Annotated in this window: 9 protein-coding genes; 8 read left to right on the top strand and 1 reads right to left on the bottom strand. The window is 33.9% G+C overall.

Annotated elements, in window-relative coordinates; all coding sequences use genetic code 11:
• The first annotated feature begins 3 nt into the window (after positions 1 to 3).
• The 7 genes from RG565_RS07645 (at position 4) to RG565_RS07615 (ending at position 9,596) form a co-directional block, all read left to right on the top strand.
• Positions 4 to 1,236 (top strand): glycosyltransferase family 4 protein, encoded by a 1,233-nt coding sequence (locus RG565_RS07645; protein WP_247937343.1) that lies wholly within the window; start codon positions 4 to 6, stop codon positions 1,234 to 1,236.
• A gap of 121 nt (positions 1,237 to 1,357) precedes the next feature.
• On the top strand, positions 1,358 to 2,506 hold the full coding sequence (gene cps2T, locus RG565_RS07640) for a beta 1-4 rhamnosyltransferase Cps2T (protein WP_247937344.1): 1,149 nt from the start codon (positions 1,358 to 1,360) through the stop codon (positions 2,504 to 2,506).
• A complete protein-coding gene (locus RG565_RS07635) occupies positions 2,503 to 3,438 on the top strand; it encodes a glycosyltransferase family 2 protein (RefSeq protein WP_268732178.1) in 936 nt (311 codons plus the stop codon). The genes cps2T and RG565_RS07635 overlap by 4 nt, the downstream gene beginning before the upstream one ends.
• A gap of 2 nt (positions 3,439 to 3,440) precedes the next feature.
• The gene (locus RG565_RS07630) at positions 3,441 to 4,247 is read left to right on the top strand and encodes an ABC transporter permease (RefSeq protein WP_247937348.1); all 807 of its coding nucleotides are present in this window, start codon (positions 3,441 to 3,443) and stop codon (positions 4,245 to 4,247) included.
• Positions 4,247 to 5,449 carry an ABC transporter ATP-binding protein gene (locus RG565_RS07625; RefSeq protein WP_126466664.1) on the top strand — a complete coding sequence of 401 codons (1,203 nt, stop codon included), beginning with the start codon at positions 4,247 to 4,249 and terminating at the stop codon, positions 5,447 to 5,449. The genes RG565_RS07630 and RG565_RS07625 overlap by 1 nt, the downstream gene beginning before the upstream one ends.
• Positions 5,450 to 5,463: 14 nt before the next feature.
• Positions 5,464 to 7,131 (top strand): rhamnan synthesis F family protein, encoded by a 1,668-nt coding sequence (locus RG565_RS07620; protein ID WP_268732179.1) that lies wholly within the window; start codon positions 5,464 to 5,466, stop codon positions 7,129 to 7,131.
• Complete coding sequence (locus tag RG565_RS07615; protein ID WP_247937349.1) at positions 7,131 to 9,596, top strand: LTA synthase family protein; 2,466 nt, start codon at positions 7,131 to 7,133, stop codon at positions 9,594 to 9,596. Before RG565_RS07620 ends, RG565_RS07615 begins: the two co-directional genes overlap by 1 nt.
• Positions 9,597 to 9,961: 365 nt before the next feature.
• On the opposite strand, the gene RG565_RS07610 is transcribed toward RG565_RS07615, so the two are convergent.
• A complete protein-coding gene (locus RG565_RS07610) occupies positions 9,962 to 11,044 on the bottom strand; it encodes a Xaa-Pro peptidase family protein (protein ID WP_195322792.1) in 1,083 nt (360 codons plus the stop codon).
• Between the two features lie 263 nt (positions 11,045 to 11,307).
• On the opposite strand from RG565_RS07610, the gene ccpA reads away from it, so the two are divergent.
• Complete coding sequence (gene ccpA, locus RG565_RS07605) at positions 11,308 to 12,312, top strand: catabolite control protein A (RefSeq protein WP_247937346.1); 1,005 nt, start codon at positions 11,308 to 11,310, stop codon at positions 12,310 to 12,312.
• Positions 12,313 to 12,463: the final 151 nt, after the last annotated feature.

The following is a 12,463-nucleotide window of genomic DNA, read 5'->3' as shown; positions in this document are numbered from 1 at the left end:
GCTATGAAAAAAACTATATTATTCATTTCCCCAACGGGAACACTAGACAATGGTGCAGAAATATCAATTGTTCATTTGATGGAATATCTAGTGCAAACGGGCCATACCGTCATCAACGCTATTCCCGACTACCATGTGTCAGTTCAGCAGGATTATATAGCAAAACTTGCTAAAAAAGGTATCGAAACACTAGCTTTGCCATCTGTTAAGTGGTGGTGGGAAGATGCACCAGGTGGTTTACCAGGAACTCATAACGAAAGAGTTATATCCTATCAGGAAAATATTGCTGCACTTAGGAAAATCATTACAGACAAACAAATTGAATTAGTCATTACGAATACAGTTAATATGTTTCAAGGAGCAATAGCCGCTGCTTGTGAGAATATTCCGCATTTTTGGCTGATTCATGAATTTCCTAATGGAGAATTTGGCTACTATAAAGAAAAAATTGGTGTCATAGACTCTTTAGCAGATGAGATATTCACTGTCACAGGTAACCTTCAAAAATCAATATCTTCTTTCTTGCCTCAACGTGAAGTTAAATCATTTATTCCATATAATGAAGTCGTATCAATAAAGTTAAAACTAGGAAACAAGAAAAGGTTTGTTTCTGTTGGCCGAGTAAATGATAATAAAAATCAGTTAGAACTGATTCAAGCTTATCAAAACTTAGAGAATGCTTCGGATTATGAGCTTGTATTTATTGGTGGTTGGGATGAAACTTATAAAAAGAAATGTGATGATTATATCCAAAAGCACCGATTAACAAATATTTTGTTTTTAGGACACAAAGATAATCCTTGGGAAGAGTTGACATCAGAAGATATCTGTGTCTTCACTTCCAAGATTGAAACTTTTGGTTTAGTTTACATAGAGGCCATTTTAAATGGAATTCCAACGATTATATCTGATAATCAAGGATATATGACAGCCTATAATTTATTTGAAGTCGGTACCATTTACCAACTAGGGAATATTGGACAGTTGACGAGTGCTTTGCAAGATTCTATAAAAACTTTCTCACAGCAAAAAGATTTTGTTGTAAAACAAAGAGAGAGAATTCAAGATATTTATCGAGTTGAAAATAACTATGAGGAGTTGTTAAGTGCAATAGCAAAAGATAAAGTAATAAATAAGAAAATATTGTATTATTTTAATAGTCTATTTGAATTCACAAAAGTATCTGAGAATAAAAGTACATCTCTATTAAAAAAAATTATAAGAAGAATAAAATAATAGATATTTTTGAAAAACAGTAAATGATAAATGAAATGGCATTTACTGTTTCTTTCTAGCACAAACCGCCAATAAAGTGATATAATAGATTAGATTGCAAAATCTTGAATTGAGGGAAATCATGAAACATATATTCATCATCGGAAGTCGTGGACTTCCTGCTAAATATGGTGGATTTGAAACCTTTGTTGAGAAATTAGTCGAGAACCGTGTATCTCTTCAAATCCAATACCATGTAGCTTGTTTATCAGATGATGAAGTCTATCATCATTTTGATTACAAAGGCGTAGATTGTTTTACGATTAAAGCACCAAAACTTGGCCCAGCTCGCGTTATTGCTTATGATATGATGGCAATCAACTACGCACTTACATTAGTCAAGCAACAACAGATTGAGCGTCCTATTTTCTATATTCTAGGAAATACAATCGGAGCTTTTATCGCACCTTTTGCTCGAAAAATTCACCATGCTGGTGGTCTCTTTTATATCAATCCTGATGGACTTGAGTGGAAACGTGCCAAGTGGTCTAAGCTCGTTCAAAAGTACCTCAAATATTCTGAGAAAGTGATGACCAAGCATGCCGATTTGGTGATTTCGGACAATCAAGGAATTGAAAGCTATATCCAGAAAGCTTATCCATGGGCTAAAATGACCTTTATTGCTTATGGAACCGATTTGTGTTTGTCATCTTTAACTGCTCAGGATGAAAAAGTCCGACACTTTTTTGATACATGGGCAAGTAAAAAAAAAGATTATTATTTGATTGTTGGGCGTTTTGTTCCAGAAAATAACTATGAAATCATCATTCGTGAGTTTATGAAGTCACAGACGCAACGAGACTTGCTGATTGTCTGCAATCATCAAGGTAATGCTTATTTTGAAGAACTACGACAAAAAACAAATTTTGACCAAGATGAGCGGATTAAGTTTGTCGGTACTGTTTATGATCAAGAATTATTGAAGTATATTCGCAATCAAGCGTTTGCTTATATTCACGGTCATGAGGTCGGCGGCACCAATCCTGGACTGCTGGAGGCGCTAGCTCAGACAGATTTGAATTTAGTGCTGGGTGTGGACTTTAATCGACAAGTGGCAAAAGAAACAGCTCTTTACTGGGATAAGAAAGAAGACAGCCTAGTTGATTTAATTCATCAGGTAGATAAACAGTCCGACTTTTCAGATCTAGGTCAAGCTGCCAAAGAAAACATGGAAGAACACTACACTTGGGAAAAAATTGTGGGTGAATACGAGGAATTATTTTTATCATGAAAGTGACCATTCTCATGTCCACCTACAATGGTGAACGGTTTTTAGCAGAACAGATTGAAAGTATTCGGCAGCAGACCTATACAGACTGGCAACTGTTGATTCGAGATGACGGTTCTAAAGACAAGACGCGTGAGATTATTCAAGATTTTTGTCAAAAAGATAATCGCATTCATTTTGTCAATCCTGATAGTGTCGAAAATCTTGGTGTTATCAAAAGTTTCTTTTATCTTTTGAAATATCAAACATCAGATGTTTACTTTTTTAGCGACCAGGATGATGTCTGGTTGCCGAAGAAAGTAGAAATGCAGCTAAAAGAAGCGCTTAAACACGATGACAGTCAACCTTTACTGGTGTATACGGATTTAAAAGTTGTAAATCAAGAGTTAAATGTTGTACATGAAAGTATGATTCGTACACAGTCTGACCATGCAAACACGGAACTGCTTCAAGAATTAACAGAAAATACTGTTACAGGCGGCGTTTCGATGATTAACCAAGCTCTGGCTGACTTATGGACAGGTCAAGAAGTTCATGACCTTCTCATGCATGACTGGTATTTAGCTTTGTTAGCAGCAGCATTTGGTCACTTAGTCTATATAGATCAACCAAGTGAACTGTATCGACAACATTCCAATAATGTTTTAGGTGCAAGAACCCTCAGAAAAAGGATGCAAAATTGGATTCGCCCACATATTCTTTTTGCCAAGTATTGGAAATTGATTCAAGATAGCCAAGAACAAGCAAGGAATTTATTGGCCTTGTCTCTAACTGCTCAAAATAAAGAACTGATTGAAAATTTTGTGACAATCATGGAAGTTTCTTTTACGGAGCGTTTGCGTCGTCTTAAAAAATACGGCTATCGAAAGAATCGTGCCTTCCATACTTTTGTCTTCACCACTTTGATTCTCACAAAATTTGCTTATAAGGAGTAATGATGGACTTATTTAGTCGAAAAAATATGATTCTCTTACGCGAGATGATTAAAACGGATTTTAAATTACGGTATCAAGGAAGTTTGATTGGGCATTTATGGTCCATTTTGAAACCTTTTATGCTATTTACAATTATGTATTTAGTATTTGTTCGATTTTTGAAATTTGACGATGGAACTCCCCATTATGCAGTAGGATTGTTGCTAGGGATGGTAACTTGGAGTTTCTTTACAGAAGCTACCAATATGGGAATGCTATCGATTGTTTCACGTGGAGATTTGCTGAGAAAATTAAATTTCTCTAAATCAATTATCGTTTTTTCAGCCATTGCCGGTGCAGCTATTAACTATGCAATAAATATTTTAGTAGTCTTTGTATTTGCTCTGATTAATGGCGTCTCTATTAATGTGGGGTGGCTGGTTATTATTCCTTTATTTATTGAATTGATTTTACTAGCTACAGGAGTTGCATTGCTTTTGTCGGCTTTATTTGTTAAGTATCGTGACATTGGACCAATTTGGGAAGTTGTCTTACAAGCTGGTATGTATGCTACACCTATTATTTATTCTTTAACATTTATTCTTCAGCGCGGACAAATAACCATCGCTAAAGTGATGATGCTTAATCCTTTGGCACAAATTATTCAAGATTTGCGTCACTATATTGTTTTTTCAGGAAGCATGAGAGGCTGGGATTTGATTAACAATCGCTTGCTTGCATCTTTTCCTTATCTATTGCCCGTTTTGATTTTTGGATTTGGACTGTATATTTTTAATAAGAATGCTAAGAGATTTGCGGAGATTTTATAATGTCGAATGATATTGCAGTAAAAATTGATCATGTAAGTAAATTTTTTCGTTTACCAACCGAGGCGACTCAAAGTTTAAGAACTAGCTTGGTCAATCGATTTAAAGGAATTAAAGGTTACAAAGAACAACATGTATTAAAAGACATCTCCTTTGAGGTTGAAAAGGGTGATTTCTTTGGAATTGTTGGCCGAAACGGTTCTGGTAAGTCAACACTTCTTAAAATCATTTCAGAGATTTATGTTCCTGAGAAAGGAACTGTCACTATTGATGGAAAACTAGTTTCTTTCATTGAGCTGGGAGTAGGCTTCAATCCTGAACTGACTGGTAGGGAAAATGTCTATATGAATGGTGCTATGCTTGGATTTTCTACTGAAGAAGTAGATGCTATGTATGAAGAAATTGTTGAATTTGCAGAATTAAGTGAATTTATGAATCAAAAGCTAAAAAATTATTCCAGCGGTATGCAAGTTCGTTTAGCATTTTCAGTTGCTATCAAAGCTCAGGGAGATATTCTCATCCTTGACGAAGTGTTAGCTGTTGGAGATGAAGCTTTTCAACGTAAGTGTAACGATTACTTTATGGAACGCAAAAAGTCTGGAAAAACAACAATTCTAGTAACACATGATATGAATGCAGTAAAAAAATATTGCAATAAAGCTGTTTTAATAGAAGATGGTCTCATCAAAGTAGTTGGCGCGCCTGATGATGTTGCTAATCAATATAGCCTAGATAATGCGAGCCAAAAAAAAGCTTTGAACGATGATTTTACTGCAGAACATGAAGCAGTTTCTGAGTTAAAAGTCAATCTTTTGAGTCCTGCACAGATTACGCCTCATCAAGAAATCAAATTTGAAATTTCTTATCAAGTTAATCAGGCTATTCCAACTTATATCGCTTTTTCCTTGACTGATATTGATCGAAATATTTGGATTTACAACGATAATTCTTTTGATGATATGACAGAAGGGATGGGTGAAAAGAAATTTTTGTATACATGTTCTCTTGCTGAAGTTAATGATATCAAGCTTAAATTGCAAGTTTCTGTTCGGGATCAGCATGATCAAATCGTTGCTTTTGCGGATTCCAAGAATACTCCCATTATTTTGGTTAACCGTAAAGACATAGCGGATGATGATGTATCGGCTAAAGATTCTGCAACAGGTTTGATTCAGCGAAATGGAACTTGGAAAATTTCACAATAGAGCAGGGTGATTCTATGGAACGAATGCTACTTTATACTCATTTTAATAAATTAAATCAAGTGAGTAACCATATATTTTATCAATTAACACAATTAAAACCTTTATTTTCTACAATTATCTTTATTTCAAATAGCCCATTAAAAAAAGATGATAAAACGAAACTGCAAAAAGAATTGGATATTGAGATAGTGATTGAACGGAACAATATAGGTTTTGACTTTGCAGCTTGGCGTGATGGAATGCAATACATTGGTTTTGACAAAATAAAAGACTATGATTCACTAACTATTATGAATGATACTTGTTTTGGACCATTATGGGATTTGCGAAAAATCTATGAAGATGCTGAAAAAAATAAAGCAGTTGATTTTTGGGGAATGACCAATTTCCGTAAAACAAAATATTTTAAAGAGCATTTACAAAGTTATTTTGTATCGTTTAAACAATCCATGTTAAAATCAGAAGTTTTCCAAAAATTTTGGTCGCAAATAAAAGATTTTACAGATGTTCAAAGTGTTATAAATCAATATGAAACGCAGTTTACAGCTTATTTTCAAAAGAAAGGTTTTAACTATCAAGCTTTTTATGATACTTGTAAAGAAGAAGTAGGAGAGTTGTTGCATCCTGATTTTTCCTATTATAAGCCACAAACTATTCTTGAAAAAAAAGTTCCTTTTTTAAAAGTAAAAGCTATTGATGGCAATCCCTTTTTAGCTAGTTCTCTTTTGGAGATAATTAAAAGAGAGTCGTCTTATCCCATCTCTTTGATTAAAATGCATATGTTTGAATATTTTTCCCCAGATGCTCCCTATCTTTTACAAGGAAAAATTCTTGCTCAGCACAATGAAGTTACTTCGGCACATAAAGATGTTGTATTGCATATTCATGTTACAAATTTATCAATATTTGAACAGTGGATGAATAAAATAGTTGTTCAATTTCCTCAATTTGAGTATTTGATGACAACGTCTGATATAAAAATATTTGAGTATTTGAATTCTTATTTAAAAGACTCTTCTATTAAGAATCAGATACGGTTGACTCAAGAGCAACATCCATTATTAGCTATGTTTGCTCAAGCGGAAAGATTAAAAACATACAAATATATTGGACATTTGTCTACTCATACTTTGATTCCTGAAGTAGCTGGTTTAGACCAATGGATGCGGGATGATTTAGTTAACATGATAACTGAGAATATGAACTATAGTATCAATGCTTTGGAACATTGTTCTAATTTAGGGCTTGTTATACCTGATCTTCCGAGTGTGGTTAGAAATGGTTTATTTTATCAGAAACCTCTTAAAGAGGATATGGAAAAACTATGGAAATTATTGTCCTGTCGAAAATCTTTTAAGTTTACTGATGCAGTAACTCTGACAAGAGTTTACGGTGGGTGGATGTGGTTTAAGTATGAGGCTGTAGAATCCCTATTTAAAACTAGTTTCAAAACCTTCAGTAGCTATTCTCTTCAAGAGCAATCAACTATTTTAGAAAATTTACTTGTTTATGTAGCTTGGGACAAGAGTTATGATTTTCAAATTATCCCTTTATCACAGTCTTTTCCATCTCTTTTAGACTTGCAAAGACTGGATTATCAGTTAATGAAACAGCAAGAACAGTTAATACACAAAAAAAGTTTTACAAAACGACTTGCAAGATTCTTTGGTAAGGAAGTATGATGAAATTTTTACGAAAAAATTATGAGCAAATTAGTTTTATTCTAATTAGCTTTTTAATGCTTGATGTGTCCATTGTTAATCTTAGTATGGCATTGAATAGTCATGTTGATTTAACTACTTATCCTTTTTTATGGATTGAGATTCTATTATCTACCTTTTTCTTATTTGGTATCAGTTTCCTAATTTCTAACTTATCATATAAAAAGCTTACAACATGGTATGTTATTATATATGGTTTATACACTATTTTTTCTTATTTACTTGAGGTGACTAGAAATGTCAATAATCCTTCATTTAAATTTGAAAAAATTTTTCAAAATCATTTTTTACAACTGTATTTTTTACCAGTTTTATTAGTGATATCTATCATGGTTGTTCTTTATAAAACAATTCCAAAGTTGGATAAACTATCTTTATTTAAAGGATTACACATTGATAAAAGTGATTCAAGTGGAATGGAGAATCTTCTTTTATCACAATTGTTATTATCCCTTGTGTTTTCTGATAATAAATTTTTAAGTGTATTAACAAAAACAGAATTTTTGAGTAGATTTTATGAAAAAAAGCTCCAAATCAATGAACTGTTCGTATTTTCTCTCACTAGTCTAGTATTTTTAATATTTGTGTTTGGCTCTGTATTAAGTCTTTTAGTAGTCCAAGGAATGAAAGATCTTAGTGAGAATAAAAATAGTTTTTCGGTTGCTACTTTATTTAGTGCAATATTTGCTGTAGTATTCAACTACACAATCCAAAATAGTATTCGAGCAGATATATCAGTTTTAGATTTACGTTTATTTGCAGGGGCTAGTCTCTTTCAAATTAGTATCTTTTTTATAACTTTCATTTGGCTATATGCAGTTTTTAATAGTTTCCTCTTACCAACTATACTAATTTTAGTAGTGGGAATAGGAAGTTCCATTGCTAGTGCTTTAAAATTTCAATATCGTCAAGAACCCATTTTGCCAAGTGATATCGTTTGGTTGCGAAATCCAAAAACATTGCTTGATTTTATTGGTGGAAATTATATTATTTATATTTTGTTAATTTTTTTACTAATAGCCTCTCTTTATTGGTCTTTGAGAAAAAAGATTTTACCAAACAAAACAGTTCCAAATATAAAATATCGAATGATTTTGCTTGTATTACCAACTGTCTTTTTCTTTGGTATTTTACAAGTGTTCTCTTCTAAAAAGGATGGGAAAATTGCTGATAATATTCCAGTAATGTCCATTTTAAATAATTATCATGATTTAACTTGGTTTGGAAACACTGTCAATTCACAGATGCGCTCTGTATCTTTTGTGTGGTTTTCACAGATGTCAGATACGACTATGACTCAACCGAAAAAATATTCCAAGGAAATCATTAAGAATTTGGAAAATAAATATAAACGTATCGCGGCTAACTACAATCAATCCAGAACGGAAAAAATTGAAAATCAAACGGTTATTTATCTTTTGAGTGAAAGCTTTTCTGATCCTGCCCGTGTAGAAGGAGTTACTATGTCAGAAAATCCAATTCCAAATATTCAAGAAATCAAAAACAAATCAACAAGTGGTTTAATGAAATCAGATGGATATGGTGGTGGTACTGCCAATATGGAATTTCAGACATTAACGGGGCTTCCTTTCTATAATCTTTCTCCTTCTATTTCAGTCATCTACACAGAAGTAGTGCCGGGAATGAACAAGTTTCCATCAATTAGTGATTTTTATAGCCGTAAGAACCGTACCGTTATTCACTTAGCTTCACCAAGCAATTATTCCAGAAATATTATTTACAATGACTTAGGGTTTAATAAATTTATTCATTATGGGACTAAGGGACTAAAAGGTGATCAGATTGGTGGGAATTATAGTGATAAAACAACATATAACCAGATTTTAAATAATTTGAAGGAAAATCAAAATCAATTCTTTTCGGTTATGACGATGCAAAATCATATGCCTTGGACAGAGCCGAATCCCGTGAATATCTCTGCCGACTATACTGTTTTTTCAGATGCAGATAACCAAACTTTATCCAACTATGTGAGGATGTTATACCACACAGACGTGGCCACAAAGGATTTTCTTGATCAACTTTCAAAAATAAATAAAAAAATTACAGTTGTTTTTTATGGAGATCATTTACCAGGGCTTTATCCACAGTCGGCTTTCAAAAATAATCCAGATAGCCAATATTTGACCGACTATTTTGTGTGGAGTAATTATGAGACGCCTAAATTGGACTATCCGATTGTAAATTCAAGTGACTTCACAGCTCTATTATTAGAACAAACCAATTCAAAAGTGTCACCTTATTATGCTTTATTAACAGAAGTTTTACACAAAGCAAGTGTTGATAAAAAAGATTTGGATGAGGAGGGGCGGCAAATTGCAGAAGACCTGAAACTTGTTCAATATGATATGGTGGCGGGTAAGGGCTATTTGTCAAAAGATTTTTTTAAAGTACATAGTGAGTAAAAAGCTATAATAAGTAGCTCTACAAATCTCTATAGTTGGCTAAAAATTCAACTATGGAGTTTTTTCTTATGAAATGAGTTATGAATAGAATATAACAATATGTAAAATTGATTTTGTCATTATTTTTTGTCGAAAAGAATTCTTCATCTTTTTATGACATGAAAAGAAATTGGCATCAAGAACAATAAAATTTTCTTTGGTATGTTAAAAGTTAAGATGCTTTATAGATTTAAAAACAGATTTAATTACTAAACGAGTTAATTAGTTAATTCGATGATTACAACAAAGTTAGAGTTCAAAATAAAAAGGACTAAATCCAATACAGGCTTCAGTCCTTAAATCAACTATTTTAGCTTTTTTAGTTTTTAATCAAAATAGAGCAGATCTTTACTTGTACTTGTAAAGACTTCAAAGCCTTCTTTTGTGACATACCCGCAGTCTTCAATACGAACGCCAACTTTTCCAGGAATATAGATACCAGGCTCAACAGAGAAGCACATACCTTCTTCGATAACCATATCATTTCCTTCCATGATAGATGGAAATTCATGTACGCTCATACCGATACCATGTCCCAGACGATGATTGAAATATTCACCATAACCGGCTTTTTCGATGACTTCGCGTGCTGCGCGGTCTACTTCATGAGCTGTTACTCCGGGCTTGATGAAGTCAAGAGCTGCCCGTTGAGCTTCAAGCGTTAGATTGTAAATGTCTTTTTTAAACTGATCTGGTTTTCCAACAGCAACTGTCCGTGTCATATCGCTGGCATAACTATTGACCATACAGCCAAGGTCAAATAGAAGCAGGGCATTGTTTTCGACTTTGTTTGCACCAGGAATGCCATGCGGATTAGCAGCATTATCACCTGTTAAAACCATAGTTTCAAAGCTCATCTCATATCCGAGTTGTTTGATACCAAAGTCAATTTGAGCAATAATATCTGTTTCTGTTTTATCGAGAGAGATAGTATCAAAACCAATCTTAACAGCTTTATCTGCGTATTCTCCTGCGACAAACATTTTCTTGATTTCATCGGCCGATTTGATGAGGCGCATACGATTGATACATGGGGTTAAGTTTGTAAATTCAGCTTGTTCAAAAACGGTCCGCAATCCATTGTATTTGGTCAAAATCAAGTTATCAAACTCAACAGCAACTTTGCGGGCGCTGTCCGCTGGTAAGGCTGCTTTGATTTTTTTCCAAGGATTCTCAGAGTCAACATAACCCACAACTTTAAAATTGACAATCGCACTAGCACGTTCTACTTCAAGAGCAGGCACAAAGAGTAGTGGTTCATGATTTGTGAAAATAAAAAGAAACATCTGACGTTCGTGAGGGTCGCTATAAAATCCTGTTAAATAATTGATTGTAACAGGATCAGAAACCACGGCAACATCTGCTTTTTCTGTTTCCAGATAAGAAATAATTTGATTTATTTTAGTCATTCTAGTACCTTCTTTCTACCCCTCTATTTTTGCAAAAAAATAGGTAAAAATCAAGAGGACAGTAAGAACTTTTTTTCACTTCAGAAATTTTACAGATTGGGTACATTTTTCTTGTAAAATCATTGGTAAAATTGCTAAAAATTTGCCTAAAAAACAAGATTTTTCAAAAAGTTATCAAAATGCTTGAAAGTGTTTCCAATAAGTGATAAAATGAGTTTGGTAGGAATGTGAAAACGGTATTTTCAATATAGAAAGGAAGAAGCATGAACACAGACGATACAGTAACCATTTATGATGTCGCGCGTGAAGCGGGAGTTTCAATGGCAACCGTTAGCCGTGTGGTAAATGGAAATAAAAATGTAAAGGAAAATACAAGAAAAAAAGTCTTGGAAGTGATTGACCGCTTGGATTACCGACCAAATGCGGTAGCGCGTGGCTTAGCTAGCAAAAAGACGACGACTGTTGGAGTTGTCATTCCAAATATTACAAGCAGTTATTTTGCAACGCTTGCAAAAGGGATTGACGACATTGCAGAGATGTATAAATACAATATTGTTTTAGCAAATAGTGATGAAGATGATAACAAGGAAGTTTCTGTTGTCAATACTCTGTTCTCAAAACAAGTAGATGGTATCATTTTTATGGGCTATCATTTGACAGAAAAGATTCGCTCCGAGTTTTCTCGTTCGCGGACGCCAGTTGTGCTTGCAGGCACGGTTGATGTGGAGCATCAATTACCAAGTGTGAATATTGACTATAAGCAAGCGACCATGGATGCAGTTGAACGTCTTACAAAAAATAATCAAAAAATTGCTTTTGTAAGCGGACCTTTGGTGGATGACATCAATGGTAAGATTCGTTTAGCTGGCTACAAAGAAGCTTTGAAGAAAGCCAAACTTACTTATAGTGAAGGATTGGTTTTTGAGTCAAAATACAGCTATGATGATGGTTATCAATTAGCAGAACGGGTCATTACTTCCAAAGCCACAGCAGCTTTTGTGACTGGTGATGAGCTGGCGGCTGGGCTGTTAAATGGTTTATCAGACAAGGGTGTAAATGTACCAGAAGATTTTGAAATCATCACTAGCGATGATTCGCAGGTAGCACGCTTCACTCGTCCAAATTTGACAACTATTGGTCAACCTTTGTATGACCTTGGTGCAATTAGTATGCGCATGCTGACTAAGATTATGCACAAGGAAGAGCTGGAAGAACGTGAAGTGGTATTAGCTCATGGTCTTATTGAGCGCCGTTCAACAAGAAAGTAAGTAGAGTTAGACAGAACTTGAAATTTTCAATTTTAAGTTTGTTGTCCAATCATTTTGCTACTCGTTTATTATGAGAGTAGTTTATGTCTGAGATACTAGTGTCTCAGACTTTTTTGTTTTCAAGAGGCTTTATACCTTTGTGGTTTTATTT

It is taken from the genome of Streptococcus sp. IsoGale021, from assembly GCF_031142795.1.
GTDB classification, from domain to species: Bacteria; Bacillota; Bacilli; order Lactobacillales; family Streptococcaceae; genus Streptococcus; species Streptococcus hominis.
The sequence above is the reverse complement of the archived record's forward strand: the minus strand, read 5'-3'. Positions and strand labels throughout refer to the sequence as shown.